19 protein-coding genes are annotated in these 20,797 nt (G+C 63.0%); 2 read left to right on the top strand and 17 right to left on the bottom strand.

Annotation, left to right across the window (positions count from 1 at the left end; translation table 11 throughout):
• Positions 1-191: 191 nt before the first annotated feature.
• The 4 genes from recG to sciP all read right to left on the bottom strand — a co-directional run bounded on the left by recG (position 192) and on the right by sciP (position 5,508).
• Positions 192-2,273 carry an ATP-dependent DNA helicase RecG gene (recG, locus tag JX25_RS05120; RefSeq protein WP_128253996.1) on the bottom strand — a complete coding sequence of 694 codons (2,082 nt, stop codon included), beginning with the start codon at positions 2,271-2,273 and terminating at the stop codon, positions 192-194.
• Positions 2,270-4,375: an NAD-dependent DNA ligase LigA gene (gene ligA / locus JX25_RS05115; protein ID WP_421780224.1), complete on the bottom strand. Its 2,106-nt coding sequence runs from the start codon at positions 4,373-4,375 to the stop codon at positions 2,270-2,272. Before ligA ends, recG begins: the two co-directional genes overlap by 4 nt.
• Before the next feature lie 63 nt (positions 4,376-4,438).
• Complete coding sequence (gene ctrA / locus JX25_RS05110) at positions 4,439-5,140, bottom strand: response regulator transcription factor CtrA (protein ID WP_128253995.1); 702 nt, start codon at positions 5,138-5,140, stop codon at positions 4,439-4,441.
• Positions 5,141-5,226: 86 nt separating this feature from the next.
• Entirely contained in the window at positions 5,227-5,508 is a 282-nt protein-coding gene (sciP, locus tag JX25_RS05105; protein WP_128253994.1) for a CtrA inhibitor SciP, read from the bottom strand.
• A 116-nt stretch (positions 5,509-5,624) separates the two neighbouring features.
• Here sciP and mnmA point away from each other — a divergent pair, with 116 nt between their 5' ends.
• Positions 5,625-6,761: a tRNA 2-thiouridine(34) synthase MnmA gene (gene mnmA / locus JX25_RS05100; protein ID WP_128253993.1), complete on the top strand. Its 1,137-nt coding sequence runs from the start codon at positions 5,625-5,627 to the stop codon at positions 6,759-6,761.
• Here the strand turns inward: mnmA and lpxB are convergent.
• The 12 genes from lpxB to pyrH form a co-directional block, all read right to left on the bottom strand.
• On the bottom strand, positions 6,758-7,894 hold the full coding sequence (gene lpxB, locus JX25_RS05095; protein ID WP_128253992.1) for a lipid-A-disaccharide synthase: 1,137 nt from the start codon (positions 7,892-7,894) through the stop codon (positions 6,758-6,760). The two genes, mnmA and lpxB, sit on opposite strands and share 4 nt — an antisense overlap.
• Positions 7,891-8,679 (bottom strand): LpxI family protein, encoded by a 789-nt coding sequence (locus tag JX25_RS05090; RefSeq protein ID WP_128253991.1) that lies wholly within the window; start codon positions 8,677-8,679, stop codon positions 7,891-7,893. Before JX25_RS05090 ends, lpxB begins: the two co-directional genes overlap by 4 nt.
• Positions 8,676-9,455, bottom strand: a complete 780-nt coding sequence (gene lpxA / locus JX25_RS05085) for an acyl-ACP--UDP-N-acetylglucosamine O-acyltransferase (protein WP_128253990.1) — start codon at positions 9,453-9,455, stop codon at positions 8,676-8,678. The genes JX25_RS05090 and lpxA overlap by 4 nt, the downstream gene beginning before the upstream one ends.
• A gap of 3 nt (positions 9,456-9,458) precedes the next feature.
• Positions 9,459-9,923, bottom strand: coding sequence for a 3-hydroxyacyl-ACP dehydratase FabZ (gene fabZ, locus JX25_RS05080; RefSeq protein ID WP_128253989.1), 465 nt, complete (start codon positions 9,921-9,923; stop codon positions 9,459-9,461).
• Between the two features lie 58 nt (positions 9,924-9,981).
• The gene (locus JX25_RS05075) at positions 9,982-10,548 is read right to left on the bottom strand and encodes an OmpH/Skp family outer membrane protein (protein WP_128253988.1); all 567 of its coding nucleotides are present in this window, start codon (positions 10,546-10,548) and stop codon (positions 9,982-9,984) included.
• Entirely contained in the window at positions 10,548-12,899 is a 2,352-nt protein-coding gene (gene bamA, locus JX25_RS05070) for an outer membrane protein assembly factor BamA (RefSeq protein ID WP_128253987.1), read from the bottom strand. Before bamA ends, JX25_RS05075 begins: the two co-directional genes overlap by 1 nt.
• 74 nt (positions 12,900-12,973) lie before the next feature.
• Positions 12,974-14,308 carry an RIP metalloprotease RseP gene (gene rseP, locus JX25_RS05065; protein ID WP_128253986.1) on the bottom strand — a complete coding sequence of 445 codons (1,335 nt, stop codon included), beginning with the start codon at positions 14,306-14,308 and terminating at the stop codon, positions 12,974-12,976.
• Positions 14,308-15,480, bottom strand: a complete 1,173-nt coding sequence (gene dxr / locus JX25_RS05060) for a 1-deoxy-D-xylulose-5-phosphate reductoisomerase (RefSeq protein WP_128253985.1) — start codon at positions 15,478-15,480, stop codon at positions 14,308-14,310. Before dxr ends, rseP begins: the two co-directional genes overlap by 1 nt.
• Entirely contained in the window at positions 15,480-16,280 is an 801-nt protein-coding gene (locus JX25_RS05055) for a phosphatidate cytidylyltransferase (RefSeq protein WP_128253984.1), read from the bottom strand. Before JX25_RS05055 ends, dxr begins: the two co-directional genes overlap by 1 nt.
• Positions 16,277-16,954, bottom strand: a complete 678-nt coding sequence (gene uppS, locus JX25_RS05050; protein WP_128255182.1) for a polyprenyl diphosphate synthase — start codon at positions 16,952-16,954, stop codon at positions 16,277-16,279. The genes JX25_RS05055 and uppS overlap by 4 nt, the downstream gene beginning before the upstream one ends.
• A 67-nt stretch (positions 16,955-17,021) precedes the next feature.
• Positions 17,022-17,585, bottom strand: a complete 564-nt coding sequence (gene frr / locus JX25_RS05045) for a ribosome recycling factor (RefSeq protein ID WP_128253983.1) — start codon at positions 17,583-17,585, stop codon at positions 17,022-17,024.
• 59 nt (positions 17,586-17,644) lie between these two features.
• Positions 17,645-18,376: a UMP kinase gene (gene pyrH / locus JX25_RS05040; RefSeq protein ID WP_128253982.1), complete on the bottom strand. Its 732-nt coding sequence runs from the start codon at positions 18,374-18,376 to the stop codon at positions 17,645-17,647.
• Between the two features lie 97 nt (positions 18,377-18,473).
• On the opposite strand from pyrH, the gene miaA reads away from it, so the two are divergent.
• Positions 18,474-19,334, top strand: coding sequence for a tRNA (adenosine(37)-N6)-dimethylallyltransferase MiaA (gene miaA / locus JX25_RS05035; RefSeq protein WP_421780216.1), 861 nt, complete (start codon positions 18,474-18,476; stop codon positions 19,332-19,334).
• On the opposite strand, the gene der is transcribed toward miaA, so the two are convergent.
• Complete coding sequence (gene der, locus JX25_RS05030) at positions 19,331-20,797, bottom strand: ribosome biogenesis GTPase Der (protein ID WP_128253980.1); 1,467 nt, start codon at positions 20,795-20,797, stop codon at positions 19,331-19,333. The two genes, miaA and der, sit on opposite strands and share 4 nt — an antisense overlap.

Below are 20,797 nucleotides of genomic sequence, written 5' to 3'. Positions count from 1 at the left end.
AAACTCAGATCAGGTGCAGGCCCACGAACAGGCCGGTAAACAGGATGGCCACGCCGGCCGCATCCGCGACAAGCATGCGGTTGCGGCGGTTCAGGATATCACGGTTGGGCTTCGGCATCGAGCATCTCCTGTTGATGTTGCCCGATTGTTCTCATGGTAACGAGAACAAGTAAAGAACTTATTAGCAACCTTTAGCCAACTCTTAGCAGGCGAATGGCTTCGTCCCGCCCCAGAAGCCATAAAAGCATCCGCGCCGCCTGCCCCCTTGGGCCGGTCAGGTCCGGATCGCGTGTCAGCAGGGCCCGGGCATCCGATTGCGCCAGCGCCATAAGCCCGGCCTGCCGTTCCAGATCGGCGATGCGAAAGCGCGGCAGGCCCGATTGTGCCGTTCCTATCAGATCGCCTGCACCGCGGATGGCCAGATCCTCCTCGGCGATGCGGAAGCCGTCTTCGGTTTCGCGCAGGATCTGAAGGCGCCGCCTTCCGGTTTCGGACAAAGGCGCCTGATACAGCAGCAAACAGGTGGATTGCGCAGCACCCCGCCCGACGCGCCCGCGAAGCTGGTGAAGCTGGGCAAGGCCGAAGCTTTCGGCCCGTTCGATAATCATGATCGAGGCATTGGGAACGTTCACCCCCACCTCGATCACCGTGGTGGCCACAAGCACCCGTGTCTGCCCTGCAGCGAAACGGGCCATGGCCGCGTCCTTTTCCGCCGCCGGCATCCGTGCATGGACCAGCCCCACGGTATCCCCCATCACCGACCGCAGATGCGCGAACCTGCTTTCCGCCGAGGCATAGTCCACCACCTCGCTATCCTCCACCAGCGGGCAAACCCAATAGGCCTGTCGCCCTTCGGCAATCCGTGCGGCAAGTGTCGCCACCACCTCCTCCAGCCGAGAGGTTGCCATTAGCGCCGTGGTGACAGGCTTGCGCCCCGGAGGTTTCTCATCCAGCACCGACACGTCCATGTCGCCATAGCTGGCAAGCGACAGGCTGCGCGGGATCGGCGTGGCGGTCATCACCAGCACGTCGGCAATTCCCTTGGCGGCAAGCTGCATGCGCTGGGCGACGCCGAAGCGATGCTGCTCATCTACGATGGCAAGGCGCAGATCGTGGAAAACCACATCCTGCTGGAAAACGGCATGGGTACCGATCAGCACATGAATGCGGCCATCCGCCAGCGCCTCCAGCTTGGCACGCCGTTCCGCCCCCTTGTCGCGGCCTGTCAGCACCTCCACGCGGATACCGGCGGCTTCGGCAAGCGGCGCCAGGCTTTCCAGATGCTGCCGGGCCAGAATTTCGGTCGGGGCCATCAGAACGCCCTGCCCGCCTGCCTCCACCGCGATCAGAAGGGCAAGAAACCCGACAAGCGTCTTGCCCGCCCCGACATCCCCCTGAAGCAACCGGTTCATGCGATGCGGGGCGGCCATATCCGCGGCGATCTCTGCCACCGCACGGGTCTGCGCCCCTGTGGGTGCATAGGGCAGCGCGGCAAGAACACGCCTTTGCAGCCCTCCATCCCCGATGGAGGCACGCCCCCGAACCCGCTGCCGACTGGCCCGGGCCAGGGCCAGCGTAAGCTGATGGGCGAAAAGCTCGTCATAGGACAGGCGCTGACGGGCGGGTGTCAGGGGCGAAAGATCTTCGGGCGTTTCGGGCCGGTGCAAACGGTCCAGCGCGGATGCCCAATCGGGCCACCTTTCACGCGCCACGACCGAAGGATCTATCCACTCCCCCATCTCCGGCACCCGCGACAGGGCGGATCGGGCGGCCTTCGCCATGCCCTTTTGCGTCAGCCCTGCCGCCAAGGGATAAACCGGTTCACAAAGTGGCAGGTTCAGCGCCTCGTCCGGATGCAGCACATGGTCGGGATGAACCATCTGGGTCGTTCCGTCGAACATCTCCACCTTGCCGGAAACCAGCCGCTTCTCTCCCTGCGGCAGCAGGCGCGTCAGGTAATCGGCCTTTGCATGGAACCAGACAGCCTGAAAATGTTCCTCCCCGTCGAACAGATCGACGCGATAGCGGCCACCGCGGTTGCGCGGCGGATAATGCGCGCCAACCGTCACCTCCACCGTTGCCACGGCAGGCGGAACAACATCGCCAACGCTCCCCCGGCGTGTCCTGTCGATCGCGGAATGCGGCAGAAGAAACAGCAGGTCAGCCGGGCGGCGGATGCCCGCCGCTTCCATCGCGCGGGCGGTTTTCGGGCCGACGCCTTCCAGCGTCTCCAGCTCCGCGAACAGCGGAAACAGCGCTTCCGGGCGGCTCATGCGTCGCCGATCATCGCCAGCCAGGCACCCTCGTCGATCATCTCGACGCCAAGGCTTTCGGCCTGCTTGGCCTTGCTGCCCGCCCCCGGACCCGCAACCACAAGATCAGTCTTGGCGGATACGGAGCCGGAGACCTTTGCGCCAAGCGCCTCGGCCCGCGCCTTGGCTTCGGCACGCGACATCTTCTCCAGCGAGCCGGTGAAGACAACGGTCTTGCCGGCGACGGGACTGCCCATGGCCACGCGATGCTGCACCGGTTGCACGTCCAGATGCCGGGTCAGCGCGTCGATGGCTTCACGCTCTGCCGGGTTGGCGAAGGTGGTAATGACGGATTCCGCCATCACCGCACCCACGCCGTCGATGGCGATCAACTCCTCCCACTCGGCACCCTCGCCGATGCGGGCGCGGGTCATTGCCCCTTCGAACGCGTCCCACGTGCTGTAATGCCGCGCCAGAAGCTGCGCTGAGGTTTCGCCCACGTGCCTGATGCCCAAGGCAAAGATAAGGCGGTTCAATTCGATCCGCTTGCGGGCACGGATGGCGGCGAACAGCTTCTCGGCCGATTTCGCGCCCCAGCCTTCGCGGTTCTTCACCTGCTGAAGGCCGGTGCCGTACCGCTCCTCCAGCAAGAAGATGTCGGCGGGGTGACGGATCCAGCCGTCGCGGTGGAAAGCTTCCACCTGCTTGGCACCCAGCCCTTCGATATCGAAGGCATCGCGGGACACGAAGTGGCGCAAGCGTTCCACCGCCTGCGCGGGGCAAATCAGGCCTCCTGTGCAGCGGCGCACGGCATCGCCTTCTTCCCGCAGCGCCACGGAACCACATTGGGGGCAATGGTCGGGAAACCGGAAGGGTTCGGCATCTTCGGGACGCTTGGCGATATCGACATCCGCGATCTTCGGGATCACATCCCCCGCGCGATAGATCTGCACCCAGTCGCCCACGCGGATATCCTTGCCGTCGCGGATCGTGCCACCGCGGGAGTCCCGCCCGGCAATGTAATCTTCGTTGTGAAGCGTGGCGTTCTGCACGACCACGCCACCCACCGTCACCGGCTGAAGCCGCGCCACAGGCGAAAGCGCCCCCGTCCGGCCAACCTGGATGTCGATGCCAAGAAGGCGCGTCCATGCCAGTTGCGCCGGAAACTTGTGCGCCACCGCCCAACGCGGAGTGGCGGCGCGAAATCCAAGCCGCCGCTGCAGCGCAAGATCGTTCACCTTGTAGACCACACCGTCGATGTCATAGCCCAGCGTGGCGCGCTGCTGCTCGATCATGCGGTAATGGGTCAGCATCTCCTCGGTGCCGCGGCAAAGCTTGGTGAAAGGGTTCACGTCGAAACCCATTTCGCGGAACCGTTCCATGACGCCCCACTGGGTTTCGGCCAAAGGCTCCGACACCTCCCCCCAGGCATAGGCGAAAAAACGCAGCGGGCGTTCCGCCGTGATCGCGGGATCAAGCTGGCGCAGGCTGCCGGCCGCGGCATTCCGGGGGTTGGCGAAGGTGCGCCCACCGCGTTCGGCCTGCCGCAGGTTCAGCGCCTCGAAATCGGCATGCGACATGTAGACCTCGCCCCGCACCTCCATCACTGGCGGCGCGCCGGTCACTGTATGCGGGATGTCGCCGATGGTGCGGGCGTTGGCGGTCACATCCTCGCCTGTTTCGCCGTCACCGCGCGTGGCGGCGCGCACAAGGACGCCGTCTTCATAGCGCAGGGAAAGCGAAAGCCCGTCGATCTTGGGTTCTGCCGTGAAGGCCAGATCACCGGTATGGCCCAGATACTTGCGGATGCGGCTCTCGAACTCGGCCACCTCCTCATCCTCGAATGCGTTGCCAAGGCTGAGCATCCGGATCTCGTGCCGCACCTTGCCGAAGGCTTCGGATGGCGCCGCGCCCACGGCATCCGTCGGGCTGTCCGTCCGCTTAAGCTCGGGATAGCGCACTTCGATGGCGAGGTTGCGGGCCTTCAGCGCATCGTAATCGGCGTCCGTGATCGTCGGCGCGTCGTCACGGTGATAGGCGGTATTCGCGGCCGCCAGATCGGATGCGAGGCGCGCAAGCTCCGCCTGCGCCTCCTCCAGTGTCAGGTCGTCCACCGCTTTCACTCGATCCTCCGGCACTTGCGTTTTCGGCACGATCTACGGGCGCGGCGGGCGATAGTCCAGTTTTCAGGCCGCGCCAGCTGTCTGTTCTTCCTGCGGGTCGCGCAGCACGTAACCGCGGCCCCACACCGTCTCGATATAGTTGTGGCCGCCCGTCGCCTCGGCAAGCTTCTTGCGCAGCTTGCAGATGAACACGTCGATGATCTTCAGCTCCGGTTCGTCCATGCCGCCGTAAAGGTGGTTCAGGAACATCTCTTTCGTCAGTGTCGTGCCTTTGCGCAGGCTCAACAACTCGAAGATCTGGTATTCCTTGCCCGTGAGGTTCACGCTGCGGTCGTTCACCGTGACAACCTTGGCATCAAGGTTCACCGTCACCGCGCCCGTGCGGATCACCGATTGCGCGTGACCCTTGGACCGGCGGATGATCGCGTGGATGCGCGCGATCAACTCCTCCCGGTGGAAGGGCTTGGTCATGTAATCATCCGCGCCGAAGCCGAAGCCCTTCAGCTTGCTGTCGGTGTCGTCCGATCCCGAAAGGATCAGGATCGGCGTTTCGATCCGTGCCAGCCGCAACTGTCGCAGCACGTCATGCCCGCTCATGTCCGGCAGGTTCAGGTCCAGCAGGATCAGGTCGTAATCATAGACCCTTGCCAGATCTATCCCCTCTTCGCCCATATCGGTGCAGAAGACGTTCAAGCTTGCATGGGTCAGCATCAGTTCGATGCTGCGTGAGGTGGCGGGATCGTCTTCGACCAGCAAAATGCGCATAACAGTTCCATGACAGATCTTCGTTAACCACCAGACTGACGGCAAATGGTTAACTCCCCATTACTGTCACGTTCGGTATGCCCGGATCAATCGGCCAGGCGATATTTCTGTATGGCTGTGACTTTCAGGGCATTCTCTCCGTGCAATTCGACAGCGGCACGCCAGAAGTTGAACTCTTCCTCCGACAGATCATAACGTTCCAGCGCCTCCTCTTCCGGGATCAATCCGTAAAGCACGGCCTTCACAACAATGGCTTTCCTGCTGGCCACCCACCTGCGCGTTTCGGCAGGCGGAAGATCGGCACGGGTCAGGATTGTGCCATCTGGCAGCGTAACTTGCCGTGGGCCGGAGACTTTTTTCAGATACATGGCTTAATCCTCCAATCAGCGAAGACTGCGCCATCACGATTAAGCAACCGTAAGTGCGGCCCTTGAGATTGATTAGGATTTTCCCTATCTTTACCGCCTTCACCAAAGAGGCCGCCATGCTGGACCATCCGCTCAATTCGCTGGGATTCGCCAAGCCCCCCGCCGCAACGCGCGTTGTCGTTGCCATGTCGGGCGGCGTGGACAGCTCTGTGGTTGCCGCGCAGCTGAAGGAAGAAGGATACGACGTCATCGGCGTGACCCTTCAGCTTTACGACCATGGCGCAGCCCTGGCCAAGAAGGGTGCCTGCTGTGCAGGGCGTGATATCCACGATGCCCGCCGGGTGGCCGAGGAGATGGGTTTCCCCCATTATGTCCTTGATTATGAGAATACCTTCCGAGAGGCGGTGATCGACGAATTCGCCGATGCCTATCTTGCCGGCGCAACGCCCGTTCCGTGCATCCGCTGCAACGAACGCGTGAAGTTCAAGGATCTGCTGCAGACGGCGAAGGATCTGGATGCCGATTGCATGGCAACCGGCCACTATATTCAGCGCAAGATGGGTGCCACGGGGGCCGAGCTTCACTGCGCCACCGATGCCAATCGCGATCAAAGCTATTTTCTGTTCTCCACCACGCCAGAGCAGTTGGATTACCTGCGCTTCCCGCTGGGGCATCTTGCCTCGAAGGCGGAAACGCGGGCACTGGCCGCGCGCTATGGCCTTCCGGTGGCGGACAAGCCCGACAGTCAGGACATCTGCTTCGTGCCCAATGGCAACTATGCCGCAGTGATCGAGAAGCTGCGCCCCGGTGCCGCCGATCCGGGCGATATCGTGGACATGGACGGCAACGTTCTGGGCCAGCATCGCGGCGTGATCCACTATACGGTGGGTCAGCGGCGTGGTCTTGGCATCGGTGGCCTTGGGGACCCGCTTTACGTGGTCCGGCTGGATCCCGACCTGCGCCACGTCATCGTGGGGCCAAAAGAGGCGCTGTCCACCCGCGTCATCCCCGTGCGCGAGGTAAACTGGCTGGGGGATGCGCCTTTCACCTCGCAGCCTGAATGGCATGTCAGCGTGAAGGTCCGATCCACCCGGGCGCCGCGCCCAGCGATCATCCGCCCCCTTTCCGCCACCGAGGCGGAGGTGGAGCTTTTGTCACCGGAAGATGGCGTTTCCGCGGGACAGGCCTGCGTTTTCTATTCCAATGACAGCAGCCGCATCTTCGGTGGCGGCTGGATCTGGCGGGGCCGCTAAGCCAGAAAGTTCAGAACCGATCGGGCTGCACGAAGGCCCGGCGGTTCGCCGCCTTCGCCAAGGCGCTGCATCGTAAGCTCCATCGCCGCCTGTTGCGCGGCGGTGCGCTGACTGTCGGCCAGAAGATCCAGCAAAGCGGGGGCGATGCGGTCGGCGCGGCAGTCCTTGCCCAGAAACTCTGGTACGACGCGGGTATCGGACACAAGGTTGACCAGCGTCACCGTGTCGATCAGCGCCATGCGTCGCATCAACCACATGCTGAGCGGCGACATGTCATACGCGATCACCATCGGCACACGGTTCGCAGCCAGTTCCAACGACACGGTGCCAGAGGCTGCAATCGCCACATCCGCGGCCTGAAACGCAATACGCTTGCCCGAAGGATCCTGGATGATCTGCGGGCGGATCGGCCAATCCTGCGTCAGGTCATGCACCAGATCGGCAACCGACGGGACTGTCGGCAACAAGACGCCGGCATTCGGATGCACATCCCGCACCCGCGCCAGAACCTCGCCGATCACCGGGGCAAGGCGCTGCACCTCGCTGCGCCGCGACCCTGGCAGCGCAAGAAGCATGGGGTGGCGGCCGATATTCTCGCGGAACGCGCGTGTTTCGCTGCGGGGCGCACGGGGCTCTGCCACGACCGGATGGCCCACGAAATCACAGGTCATGCCTGCGGCAGTCATATAGGGCGGTTCGAACGGCAGAAGGGCAAGAACGTGGTCGATCCACTTCGCCATCTTCGCCGCCCGCTTCGGCCGCCATGCCCAGACGGAAGGGGCAACGTAATGAACCGTCCTCTGTTCAGGCCGTGCCAGCTTCACCAATCGCGCCACGCGCAGGTTGAAATCAGGGGAGTCGATGCCGATCATCGCCGTCGGCTCCCCCTCGATCACGGCATCGGCGCATTGGCGGATCCGGCGTTTCAGCGCGGCATAGCGCGGCAGAACCTCGGCGATTCCCATGACCGAAAGTTCATCCATGGGGAACAGGCTTTCGAGGCCCTCCGCATGCATCAGCGGCCCGCCAACGCCCTCGAACCGCACGTCCGGAACAAGGATTTTCATCCCCGCCATGAGTGCGGCGCCAAGGCGATCGCCCGAAGGCTCGCCCGCTATGAGGAAAAGCTTCACGACGCCCTTGCCCAAAGGGTGATACCTGCGGCGGCGGCCTCGCGGATCATGCTTTCCTTGTCCAGAAGGATGACGCCGCCCGCTTCCCATGCGATGCAGGACAAACCTGCTTTCGCCGCCCGATGAACAGTGCCGATGCCAAGGGCCGGAAGATCCACACGCCGGTCCTGTCCCGGCTTCGGGGCCTTGAAGAACACGCCGCCGCGGCCCTGCCGCGTCATCGCCACCCAGTCCAGCATCGCATCGGTTCCCGGCAACGCTTCCACCGCAAGGCAAAGCCCATCGGCAACGACGGCCCCTTGCCCGACATCGACGCGGCCAAGCGCCTGCACGATATCCGCCGCACGCCCTGCATCCGCGCGATCACGATCCGACGGATCCCCGCCGATCACGCCGGCTGCGGGCACCAGATGCGGGGCGATATCCTCAACCCCGATGACTGTGAAGCCCGCTTCCTCGAACACCTCGATCACGGTGCGCAGCAGCCCGTCATCCCCCCCCTTCATCGCCGCAAGAATGCGCGGAACAAGCGCAGCCGTAACCGGATCGAACAGCGACGGGTCCAGCGCCGGGCGGCGAACAGCCCCTGCGAAGATCACACGTTCCACCCCGCGATCCGCCAGATCTCGCATCAGCGGGGCAAGCCGTTCCAGCCGGAAGATCACCTGCGGCTCCACCCCCTCGGGCATGAAGCCGTCCATTGCCGCAACCACGGGATTATCCAGCGCAGAGGCAAGCAGCGACGGCAATCGGCCGGAGCCGGCTATGATGGCGGTCACGCTCATTTCGGGGTCAGGAATGAACGATCGGACGCGGCAAGGATGAAGTCCGTCATCTCGCGTACATGATCGCTTTCGGTTTCGTCATGCAGCCGGCGGGCGCGGTCAAGGAACGTTCCTTCGCCCTGCGCCAGCATCTGGTATCCTGCCCGAAGCGCCGTGATCTCGCTGCGGACAACACCGCGCCGCTTGAGGCCGACAAGATTCAGGCCGTCAAGTTCCCCCCGCGGACCCTGAACAAGACCGTGCGGCAGAACGTCGTTGGTCACCATGGTAACGGCGCCGATGATCGCACCGCGCCCAACGCGCACCCATTGGTGAATGCCCGAAAGACCGCCAACGATCACGTCATCGCCAAGAACGCAATGGCCTGCCACGGCCACCTGGTTCGCCAGGATCACGCGGTTGCCGACCTGTGCGTCATGGCCGACATGGCTGCCTGTCATGAACAGGCAGTCATCGCCGACGCGTGTTATTCCGCCGCCGCCCTCGGTCCCAAGGTTCATGGTCGCGCCTTCGCGGATGCGGTTGCGCTTGCCGATGATCAGGCGCGTCTTTTCGCCCCGGAACTTCAGGTCCTGCGGAACCTCGCCAACCACAGCGAAGGGAAAGATGACCGTGTCATCCCCAACCTCTGTCCAGCCTGTCACGACGGCGTGGCTGCGGACCACGACCCGGTCACCCAGGGTCACGTCCGGACCGATCACGACAAAGGGGCCGATCTCGCAATCCTGCCCCAGCTTCGCACCGGGTTCGATGATCGCAGAGGGGTGAATGGCCATGCCTTATCCTTTCGGGAAGTCCATCATCGCGCTGAATTCGGCCTCGGCGGCCAGTTCGCCGTCAACCTCGCCTCGGGCTGCGAATTTCCAGACCTTGCCGCCGCCGCGCTTGGTCGTCACGGTCATCACAAGCTGATCGCCCGGACCCACCTTGCGGCGGAACTTGCACGCATCGATGCCCATGAAGTAAACCAGCATGTTCTTGTCCTGGAGGCCCATGGACACGCCAACCATAACGGCTGCCGTTTGCGCCATCGCTTCCACGATCTGCACGCCCGGGAAAACCGGCATCGACGGGAAGTGCCCCGTAAACTGCGGTTCGTTAAAGGTGACGTTCTTGATGCCGACGGCAGATTTCATCGGAACGATGTCGCGCACCTTGTCCACCAGCAGGAACGGATACCGATGCGGGATGATCCGCTGGATCAGCTGGATATCGGCTTCGGTGGGTACTGTGGTTTCGGTCATTCCCGTTCCTTCAGATGTCGTGTTTTTTGTTAGCAAGGCCTTCCGTCCGCAGCAAGCGTCAGGGCGTGCCGGGTTCTGCGGCAGGACGCTCGAAGATGGTGGCACCGTCGCCCAGCTTTTCATCCACCGTGCGTATGGCTCGATCCGTCACGTCCAGCAGGTCGAAGGACAGGAACACGCTGCTGCGGTCCAGTATCGCCACCGCCCCTTCACGGTGCATCAATTCAGCCAGAACGGGAATAGCCGCCTGAACGAAAAGCTGCCGGTCCTGTTCGCGCATCCGAGCGATGCGGCGCGACTTCGCATCCTGCTCATCCCGGATGCGTTCAGCCTTGGCATCGAAAGCATCCGCAAGCGTCCGGAACTGGTCCGGGGGTAAGGTATCACGCTTTTGCGTCAGTTCGCGCTCCTCAGCCTCAAGCTCCGCCTCGATGCGGCGGTTCTCCGCCATCAATGCGCGGGAGGCTTCTTCGGCCCGCTCCTCCACCGTCTTGCCAGCTCGCGTCTCATCATAAAGCCGCTCCGGGACGATGGTCAGGATTGCGCTTCGTTCCGATGAAGGCGCACCCTGCGCTGTTGCCTGAAGGGGCAACAGCGACAAGGCGAAGGCGATGGCGCGCCACATCAGAAGCGCGTGTTGATCGTCAGATCGAAGTTGCGCTCCTTGTCATAGTCTTCTTTCACCAGCGCCTTGGTGAAGTTCAGGCGAAGGGGACCGATCGGCGTCGTCCAGAAGATCGAGAATCCGACCGAGGACCGCAGGTTGAAATCATCGTCCACAGGTTCGCCGCCAGTGCCGATATTATTATCCAGCCCCCAGACTGAACCCGCATCCGCGAACAGACCACCGGTGATCCCGTATTCCGCCGGCAGACCCAGCGGGAATTCGGACTCCAGACGCGCGACCGCATAGTAGTTGCCGCCAAGCGCGTCTTTGTTGCTGGCGTTCAGATCGCGCGGGCCAAGGCCGTTAGGATCGAAGCCGCGGATGGAGTTTCCGAAGTAACGGTTCGGCACGGTAGATACCTGATCGTTCAGCATCGTAAGGGCGCCGCCCTCGAACACTGCGCGCAAGGTCAGATCTTCGTTCCAGACACGACGTTCGGCCAGTGCCGTGAAGCTTGTCTTGATATACTCCACGTCGCCGCCAACACCGGCAAAGTCCTGTCCGAAGCGCAGCAGCACCCCGCCAAGCGGATTAAGACCGTTGGTGCGCGTGTCATAGCTGTAGGTATACCCCACGGTGCTTGTCAGCAGCTCACCCAGATCTTCTTCTCGCTGCAGGATCGCGGACGAGCCGTTGTCCGCCGGATCATCCGGATCGCCCGTTTCAACGCCCGAAATCTCGTCCTGCGAGATGCGATACCGCAGCTCAAGCCGCCCGTTTTCACTGATCGGGAAGGTCAGCGACGGGCCAAGGCCAATCCGCTTGGTATTATAGTCGGCATTCTCGTTGTCGGTTTTGGTGTAGTTCGCGCTGAAGGCAAAGCGCAGATCACGGCCAAGGAAGGCAGGCTCTGCGAAGGTCAGCGTCGAATTCACGCTGTCGCTGCCGGTGCCTATATTGATACCCAGATACTGACCGCGGCCAAGGAAGTTGGACTCTGAAAAGCCGATGTTGAAGCCGACACCCGACACGGCGCCATAAGCCACACCGAAGGAAAGCGAGCCGGTTGGCTGCTCTTCCACATCGACATTCACCACCACCTGATCCGGACCGGAGCCTTGCTGGCTTTCCACCTGCGCATCGGCAAAGAAGCCAAGCGCACGGATACGCTCTGCGGCCTGCCGGATTTCACGCGGGTTGAAGGGGTCCCCTTCGACTGTGCGGAATTGGCGACGGATCACCTGATCCTGCGTGGTGGTGTTTCCTTCGATGTCGATGCGTTCCACGAAAACGCGGGGTCCGCGCACCAGCGTGAAGGCCACGTCCAGCGTGCCCGCAGCCTCGTTCCGGCTGATCCGGGGCTCCACGCGCACGAAGTTCAGGCCCTGCTGGACCCCGACGTTTTCCATCCGCGTCGTTACGTTGTCGATGGAGCTGGGCGAGTAATAGCTGCCCGACTTGATCCAGATCTGATCCTGGAACGGGCCCAGATCGATGCCCGCCACTTCGGAGGCAAGCGTGACGTTCCCCATCCGGTAGCGCTGGCCTTCCTGGATGTTGAAGGTCATGAAATAGGCGCTGCGGTCGCGCGTCAGTTCCGCCGAAGGCTCGGTGATCTGCACGTCGGCAAAACCGCGCGAAAGATAGAAGTCGCGCAGAAGCTGCCGATCCAGTTGTGCCCGTTCAGGGATGAACGTGTCCGCGCGGATCAGGCGGCGAAGAAGGCCCGCCTGCCGTGTTTCGAGAACCTGCCGCAGCCGGCGATCCGAAAACGTGCGGTTGCCGGCGAAGGCGATGCGCTCCACCTCCGCCACGCGCCCCTCGGTCACGGCGAACACCAGATCGACGCGGTTTTCCGTGCGCCGGATGATCTGTGGCGTCACCGTCACGGCGTTGCGCCCCGATTGCGAATAAGCCTGCGTGATGGCGGCTGCATCCGCTTCGGCCTGCGACGGGGAATAAGCGCGGCGCGTCTGCGTCTTCACCAGCCCAGCCAGCACATCGTCGCTGAGAACGGAGTTCCCCTCGAACGCGATCACGTTGACGATGGGATATTCCTCGACCCGAATGACCAGGGTCCCGCCCTGCGGCTCGATCTCAACCGTTTGGAACAGGCCGGAATTCACGATGCGCTGATACGCGGCATTCAGTTCCGCCGCCGACAGCGGTCGCCCCGAAGATACGCCCGCGAAGGACAGGATAGTCGGAACGTCCACACGCTCGTTCCCCTGCACCACGACGTTGGAGAAGCTGTAGCTTTGTGCCAGTGCCGGGATCACCGCCCCGCCAACCGCTGCCGCCCCCAAGAAAACCGATACAACGGCAGGACGCAGCCCAGCCTTGCCCGAGCGACCCTTCACGCGTGTCATCCGCTGCCCCGTTCTTTACCTTTGTTGCCGACCTGACTAGCGGCAATAAAACCAGTTGTCAAAAGGCTGAGAGGTCACGGACACAGAATGTCGTTCGTCAGCGTGAACACCATCAGCCCAAGGATCAGCGCAAGCCCGCCTGTCATGAACGCTTGCAACACGCGCGGGCTTGGCGGTCGGCCCAGAACAGCCTCGGCGGCATAGAACAGCAGGTGCCCGCCATCCAGCACCGGAATCGGAAACAGGTTCATAAGCCCCACCGCCACCGAAAGCACCGCAATGAACCAGATGAAGCTTTGCGTGCCGGCCTGTGCCGCAGCGCCCGACGTTTCGGCAATCCCGATGGGACCTTGAAGATTGCAGGTGGAAATGGCGCCGGTGACCATGTGCCACATGCCCGAAAGGCTGGTTGTCACGATGGTCCAGCTTTGGGTAGCACCAAGCGTCAACGCCTCCATCGGGCCGGGCCTGCGGGTTTCGGGGGAAAATACCAGACCGCCGGTGATGCCCAGAAGCCAGCGCGTTTCAAAGCCGCCATCGGGCAGCGGAATGTCCTGCCGCTTCGGTGTCAGCGTCACCTCGCGGTTTGTCCCGTTCCAGACGGTCAAGGTCAAGGGCTTTCCCTCGGACAGGCCAACCAGATCACGCAGTTCCTCGAAGGAATTCACCGGCGCACCATCAACGGCCACGATCACGTCGCCCGCGCGCAGGCCCGCATCCTGCGCAGCCGAGCCGGGGGCCACACTTCCCGCGATCGGCGGAAACGGGAACGGTCCTTCGATCGCGATACGTCGACCATCCCGCTCCACCTCGTAGGAGGCTGTGGCGGCTGCGGGCAGATCGGCGGCCACACGGAAGACATCGCCCAGAGTTTCGGTCGGCTGCCCCTCGATCCCGATGATCCGGTCCCCCGTCCTGAGGGTATCGCCCTGTTGCGGCACAGGCTGCACCTGCCCCACCACAGGTTCATCCACCGCGATGCCGGAAACGATAGAAACGCCCGCGAAGACCATGATGGCGAAGATGAAATTGAACACCGGCCCCGCAGCAACGGTTGCGGCCCGCGCCCAAAGCGGCGCCCCGGGCAGGGTCTGCCGACGCTCCTCGGGCGTCAGTGCCTCAACGGATGCATCCGGACGGGACGAAGCTGCATCGGCATCGCCCTTGAACCTGACGTAACCGCCCAGCGGCAACGCGGCCACCTGCCAGCGCGTGCCACGGCGGTCTGTTCGTGAAAAAAGCACCGGCCCGAAGCCGAGCGAGAAAACCTCAGCGTGGATGCCGGACCAGCGGCCAACGATATAATGGCCATATTCGTGGATGGTCACGATGATTGAAAGTGCCAGAACAAACGCGACCAGCGTCCAGACGAGCCCGCCGAATTGCGGAACGAGTTGTGCGATATCCATCACCAAGCCCCCACGATCTCGGTTGCGGTGCGACGTGCCGCGGCATCGGCCTGAAGCACATCGTCAAGGTTCGCAGCGTCACGCGAAAGATCGTTCCGCCGCGCCATCTGCGCCAGCGTCTCCTCTACCAGCACCGCCATCTGCGGGAACGTGATCCGCCCCGCGATGAACTGGTCCAGCGCAATCTCTTTCGCCGCATTGAAGGCTGCGCCCGACAGGCCCCGCGCCTCCATCACCTCGCGCGCAAGGCGCAGGGCAGGAAATCTTTTTTCGTCAGGGGTTTGGAAGGAAAGGTTGGCAATCCGCGCAAGGTCCAGACGTTCCACCGGAACAGGGCCACGACTCGGCCAGTGCAGTGCGAAACCAATGGCGTGACGCATATCCGCCGGGCCCAGATGCGCCATGATCCCGCCATCGCAGAACCCGACCAGAGCATGCACGATGGATTGCGGATGGACCAGCACTTCGATCTTCTCAGGATCAATGCCGAAAAACTCTCTCGTTTCAACGAGTTCAAGCGCTTTGTTGAACATTGACGCGCTGTCGATGGAAATACGCTGACCCATGGACCAGTTCGGATGCGCCACAGCCTCGGCAAGGGTCGCCGTTGCCATCCGCTCCGCATCCCAGTCGCGGAACGGGCCGCCCGACGCGGTGATTATCACCCGCTCCACGCAGGATCGATCCTCGCCCGTCAGCGCCTGAAAGACGGCGGAATGTTCGCTATCCACCGGAAGGATCGTTGCACCGAAATCATGCGCCGTCTGCATCAGCAGCGGCCCGGCCGTCACAAGGCTTTCCTTGTTCGCCAAGGCCAACGTGCCACCATGGCGCAGCGCACGCAGCCCCGGAACCAGCCCTGCCGCACCCACTATGGCCGACATGGTCCAATCCACCGGACGGTCGGCCGCATCTGCAATGGCCCCTGCGCCCGCAGCAACCTCGACCCCGCTGCCCTGCAGCGCATCGCGCAACGCAGGCATGCATTCTTCATGCGCGGTGACTGCAATTTCAGCCCGCAGCTCTCGTGCCATCTCGGCCAAGCGTGTGATGTTCCGCCCACCGGTCAGCGCAACGGTGCGATAAACTTCCGCGCCGCCACCCCGCCGGATCAGGTCGAACGTGCTTTCCCCGATAGAGCCGGTCGCGCCGAAAATCGAAACGCTGCGCATCAGATATTGTCCGGAATAGGCAGAGGGAAAAGAAAACCAAGCAGCAGGATGATCACCACCGCCCCGATCAGCGCATCGAACCGATCCAGAACACCGCCATGTCCCGGGATCAGGCTGGAACTGTCCTTGATGCCGGCACGGCGCTTGATCCAGCTTTCGGCGATGTCACCAAGCTGGCCCGCAAGCGCCACGATGGGCGACAGCACGATCAACTGCCACGGCTCATTTTGCATCGCCACGAAGAGCGCGCCCACGGCAGCTGCCCCGAACCAGCCGGCAATGGTACCGGACCAGGTCTTGTTGGGGCTGACGCGCGGCCAGAATTTCGGTCCGCCAAGGCTGCGGCCTGCGAAATATCCCATCACATCCGAGGCCACGACCAGCGTGATCAGCCAGACGATCGCAACCGTGCCCGCCTCGTTCCGCAGATCGATAAGGGTAAAGCCCGACAGCATGATCGCCAGCGCGTACATAGTGGCAACTTTGCGGTGATGCAGCGCGCCAATGCATGCCAGAGGCGGAAGCGCGATCAAAAGGGCCTGCAACGGGGGCGGCACCTGAAGGGCCCCCAGCAAGGCGACGGCGGCCAGCACACCTAGCCCTGCCGCCATCCAAGGCGCACGCGGCTTCTGCATCCGCGCCAATTCCCACGTCATCAGGCCGGTCAGCAGGATGACAAGGGCGGCGAAAGTCACGCCGCCAAGCCAGACCTCCACAACGCCGATACCCAGCATGATCGCGGCAGAGGCCATGCGCTTGGGAAGATCGCCCCAACGTCCTTGCTTCCGCCCGCCCCTCATGCGTGCTTCACACCGCCGAAACGGCGGTCGCGATTGCCGAAACGCGCCACGATCGCCGCCAGTTCATCAGGCGAAAAATCCGGCCAGAGTGTCGGCGTGAATTCATATTCTGCATAGGCCGATTGCCACGGCAGGAAGTTCGAGGTCCGCGTTTCCCCCGAGGTGCGGATGATCAGGTCAGGATCGGGAAGATCCCGCGTGTCCAGCGCCGCCGAAATCATCGCCCCGTCGATCTGTGCCGGATCGATGCGCCCTGCGGCAGCATCGGCAACCAGGGACCGCACGGCGCGCGCCATCTCGTCCCGCCCACCATAGTTGATGGCCACCGTCAAGTTCAGGCGGGTCAAATGCGCCGTCCGACGCTCGATCCCCAGCATCAGCGCCTGAAGCTTCTTGTCGAGCCGCGAACGGTCACCGATGAAGCGCATCCGCACGCCTTCAGCAGCAAGGCGATCGGCCTCCCGCTCGATATATCGTGCGAAGATGCCCATCAGGCCCAGCACCTCTTCGGTGGAGCGCTTCCAGTTTTCCGTCGAGAAGGCATAGATTGTCAGCCACTCGATTCCGAGATCGGGCGCGCAGCGGACGATCTCCTTCACCCGCTCGGCTCCCTTGCGGTGACCGACCAGCCGTGGCCAGCTGCGGTTTGTGGCCCATCGTCCGTTGCCATCCATGATGATGGCGACGTGACGTGCGCCGTCCTTGTGCGTGCCGGCCACGGGTGCCTCCCTACATGCAGGTTCAGACCTGCATGATCTCCTGCTGTTTCTGTTCCAGCGCCTTGTCGACGTTGGCAATGGCCTTGTCCGTCAGCGCCTGAACCTCGTCCGACCACATCTTCTGGTCATCCTCGGCCATACCGGCAGCCTTGGCCTTCTTGATCTGGTCCATCCCGTCGCGGCGCACGTTGCGGATCGCAACGCGGGTGTTTTCCGCATAACCGGCGGCAACCTTTGTCAGCTCGCGGCGCCGCTCTTCGTTCAGCTCGGGAATGGGCAGCCGGATCAGCGGCCCGTCAACTACGGGGTTGATGCCGATGCCGCTTTCGCGGATCGCCTTTTCAACCTTCGAGATCATGCCCTTGTCCCAGACGTTGATCACGACCATCCGCGGCTCGGGAACGTTCACGGTCCCAAGCTGGTTGATCGGGGTCATCTGGCCATAGGCCTCCACGTGGATCGGATCGAGGATCGCACCCGAAGCGCGGCCCGTCCGCAGCGAACTGAACTCTGCCCGCAGCGCCGTGATCGCGCCATCCATGCGGCGCTCGATCCCGTCAAGATCGATCTCCAGATCGTCAGACATGCGTTTTCCTTCCTGATAGTTCCGCGCTTCATAGCAGGCGCCCGCACAGCGGTATAGCCTCAGCCACGCACCCGCGTATAGGTGCCTTCACCGCGCAGGATGCCGCAGAATCCGCCCGGCTCGTCCAGCGAAAAGACGATGATCGGCAGATCATTGTCGCGCGCCAGCGCGATGGCCGAAGCATCCATGACGCCCAGGTGCTTTTGCAGCACCTCGTCATAGGTCACGTCATCATAGCGCTTGGCATCGGCGTGCTTGCTCGGATCCTTGTCATAAACCCCATCGACCTTGGTGCCCTTGAAGATCGCCTGGCAGGCCATCTCGTTCGCGCGCAGCGTGGCGGCGGTGTCCGTGGTGAAATACGGGTTGCCCGTGCCCGCAGCGAAGATGCAGACGCGCTTCTTTTCAAGGTGGCGGACGGCCCGGCGGCGGATATAGGGCTCGCACACCTGATCCATCGGAATGGCGCTGATCACGCGGGTGTGGATGTTCAGCGCCTCCAGCGCGGCTTGCATGGCCAGCGCGTTCATCACCGTGGCCAGCATGCCCATGTAATCGGCGGTCGTCCGCTCCATCCCCTGCGCGGATCCTTGCAGTCCGCGGAAGATGTTGCCACCGCCGATGACCATGCAGATCTCGACCCCAAGATCGTGAACGGATTTAACTTCGCGGGCGATGCGATCCACGGTGGGCGGATGCAGGCCGTAACCCTGATCCCCCATGAGCGCTTCGCCCGAGATCTTCAGCATTACACGTTTATAGGTAATGGGCGTTTGGGAGATCTGGGTCATGGGGCGCTTTCGTCGGGTTTTACTTTGCGCGAAAATGTCCGAAAACGCCGCCAGTTTCAACCAGAGCCGCATGGCCATCAGCAAAGGATTGTCAGTGATGCGCGATTGGCGCGATATTCCGCACGATCGGCCTGTCCTGATCGCCGGTCCGACAGCCAGCGGAAAATCGGCGCTGGCGGCGCAAATCGTCGAACAACGCGGGGGAATCGTGTTGAATGCCGATGCTTTGCAGGTTTACGGCAACTGGCGCATCCTGACCGCGCGCCCGTCGCCAAGCGAGGAGGCAGCCCTGCCGCACGCCCTTTATGGTCATGTTGCGCGGGATCAGGAATACTCCGTAGGCCATTGGCTGCGCGAGGTTTCCGCCCTGCTGAACGGGCCGCAGCGCCCGGTGATCGTGGGCGGCACGGGGCTTTATTTCACCGCTTTGACCGAAGGACTGGCTGAGATTCCCGCAACGCCCCCTGCCATCCGCGCCGAAGGCGACGGTCTTGCGCTGCCCGATCTAATCGCCGCCCTTGATGCGCCCACTGCAAGCAGGATCGACATGCAGAACCGTGCCCGCGTTCAGCGAGCTTGGGAGGTGCTGCGCGTCACCGGGCGCGGCCTGTCCGATTGGCAGGCCGATACTCCGCCACCGCTTTTGCCGCTGCACAAGGCACATGCGCTTGTGCTGCGGCCCGACCCGGATTGGCTGGGCAAGCGGATCGATCGGCGGTTCGATATGATGATGCAGGAAGGCGCGCTGGATGAGGCACGGGCAGAACTGCCACATTGGCAACCAGCCCGCCCGTCATCCCGCGCCATCGGCGCCCCCGAACTGATAGCCCATCTGAGGGGCGAGATGTCGCTTGGAGATGCGGTGGCCGCGGCGAAGATCGCCACGCGCCAATATGCAAAGCGTCAGCGCACCTGGTTCCGCAACCGGATGCGCGACTGGCAGGAAGTCGTCCCCTAGGACTTCTTCTTGTCGAGGTGCTTTCGCAACCGCGACGGTGTGCCGAAGTTCTTCTTGTCCTTGAAGGGGTTCTTGTCGCCCTGGCCCCGCAACGTCAGACGGATCGGCGTTCCCGGCATGTCGAAGTGGTCGCGAAGACCGTTCACCAGATAACGCTTATAGCTGTCAGGAACCATGTCCTGATGGCTGCACATCACGATGAAGCCCGGCGGACGGGTCTTCACCTGCGTCATGTAGCGCATCTTGATCCGGCGGCCGCCGGGTGCGGGCGGCGGGTGCGCTTCCGTCATCGCGCCCAGCCACGAATTCAGGCGCGCGGTCGGAATGCGGCGGTTCCAGATGTCATGCGCGCGCAAGATCGCCTCGCGCAGACGTTCCAGCCCGCGGCCGGTCTTGGCCGAAACGGTGATCAGCGGCGCACCGCGAAGCTGCGGCAGAAGCCGGTCAAACATTTCCTTCAGTTCGGCCAGCTTGTCCTGCTTCTCATCCTCCAGATCCCACTTGTTGACCGCGATGACGACTGCCCGCCCCTCGGTTTCGGCGAAATCGGCAATGCGCAGATCCTGCTGCTCGAACGGGATCTCCACGTCCAGAAGCACGACGACAACCTCGGCGAATCGCACCGCGCGCAGGCCATCGGCGACCGAAAGCTTTTCGACCTTGTCGCTGATCCGGGCCTTCTTGCGCATCCCTGCGGTATCGAAGATCCGTGTGGGGGTGCCGTTCCAGTCGGTCCTGACCGAGATGGCATCACGGGTGATCCCGGCCTCGGGCCCGGTCAGCAGACGGTCATGGCCGATGATCTTGTTGATCAGCGTCGATTTACCCGCGTTCGGGCGACCGATGACCGCGATCTGCAGCGGGTGCTTTTCGGTGGGCTTGTGCGCATCGGGATCCGCCTCGTCCTCCGACCCTTCGGGCACATCGACGTCGATGATCGGTGCGTCCTGCTTGGCGCGTTCGGCATAGCCGGCGGCGATGGGGCGCAGAACGTGGTAAAGATCGTCGATCCCTTCACCATGTTCGGCGGACAGGCGAACAGGTTCGCCCAGTCCAAGGCTCCACGCCTCGATCGCGCCGGCATCACCGGCTTTGCCTTCAGCCTTGTTGACGCCAAGAATGACGTTGGCGTTCTTGCGGCGCAGGATGTCGGCAAACACCTCGTCCTGCGGCGTCACGCCAACGCGGCCATCAATCAGGAACAGACAGACATCCGCCATTTCCACGGCACGTTCGGTAAGCCGCCGCATCCGGCCCTGAAGGCTGTCATCGGTGGCATCTTCAAGCCCCGCCGTGTCGATCACGGTGAAGCGCAGGTCGATCAATCGCGCGTCGCCCTCGCGCAGATCGCGCGTGACGCCGGGCTGGTCGTCGACCAGTGCCAGCCGTTTACCGACCAGCCGGTTGAACAGGGTCGATTTGCCCACATTGGGCCGCCCGACGATGGCGAGGGTGAAACTCAT

Source organism: Falsirhodobacter deserti (assembly GCF_004015795.1).
Taxonomy (GTDB): Bacteria; Pseudomonadota; Alphaproteobacteria; order Rhodobacterales; family Rhodobacteraceae; genus Falsirhodobacter; species Falsirhodobacter deserti.
Note: the sequence above shows the minus strand (reverse complement) of the source record. Positions and strands in the feature narration are given on the sequence as shown.

Coding starts and splice junctions, on each gene's coding strand:
- recG (WP_128253996.1), bottom strand. CDS start 2,273: ATGAGCCGCCCGGAAGCGCTGTTTCCGCTGTTCGCGGAGCTGGAGACG.
- ctrA (WP_128253995.1), bottom strand. CDS start 5,140: ATGCGCATTTTGCTGGTCGAAGACGATCCCGCCACCTCACGCAGCATC.
- sciP (WP_128253994.1), bottom strand. CDS start 5,508: ATGTATCTGAAAAAAGTCTCCGGCCCACGGCAAGTTACGCTGCCAGAT.
- mnmA (WP_128253993.1), top strand. CDS start 5,625: ATGCTGGACCATCCGCTCAATTCGCTGGGATTCGCCAAGCCCCCCGCC.
- JX25_RS05090 (WP_128253991.1), bottom strand. CDS start 8,679: ATGAGCGTGACCGCCATCATAGCCGGCTCCGGCCGATTGCCGTCGCTG.
- lpxA (WP_128253990.1), bottom strand. CDS start 9,455: ATGGCCATTCACCCCTCTGCGATCATCGAACCCGGTGCGAAGCTGGGG.
- fabZ (WP_128253989.1), bottom strand. CDS start 9,923: ATGACCGAAACCACAGTACCCACCGAAGCCGATATCCAGCTGATCCAG.
- JX25_RS05075 (WP_128253988.1), bottom strand. CDS start 10,548: ATGTGGCGCGCCATCGCCTTCGCCTTGTCGCTGTTGCCCCTTCAGGCA.
- bamA (WP_128253987.1), bottom strand. CDS start 12,899: ATGACACGCGTGAAGGGTCGCTCGGGCAAGGCTGGGCTGCGTCCTGCC.
- rseP (WP_128253986.1), bottom strand. CDS start 14,308: ATGGATATCGCACAACTCGTTCCGCAATTCGGCGGGCTCGTCTGGACG.
- dxr (WP_128253985.1), bottom strand. CDS start 15,480: ATGCGCAGCGTTTCGATTTTCGGCGCGACCGGCTCTATCGGGGAAAGC.
- JX25_RS05055 (WP_128253984.1), bottom strand. CDS start 16,280: ATGAGGGGCGGGCGGAAGCAAGGACGTTGGGGCGATCTTCCCAAGCGC.
- uppS (WP_128255182.1), bottom strand. CDS start 16,954: ATGGATGGCAACGGACGATGGGCCACAAACCGCAGCTGGCCACGGCTG.
- frr (WP_128253983.1), bottom strand. CDS start 17,585: ATGTCTGACGATCTGGAGATCGATCTTGACGGGATCGAGCGCCGCATG.
- pyrH (WP_128253982.1), bottom strand. CDS start 18,376: ATGACCCAGATCTCCCAAACGCCCATTACCTATAAACGTGTAATGCTG.
- miaA (WP_421780216.1), top strand. CDS start 18,474: ATGCGCGATTGGCGCGATATTCCGCACGATCGGCCTGTCCTGATCGCC.
- der (WP_128253980.1), bottom strand. CDS start 20,797: ATGAGTTTCACCCTCGCCATCGTCGGGCGGCCCAATGTGGGCAAATCG.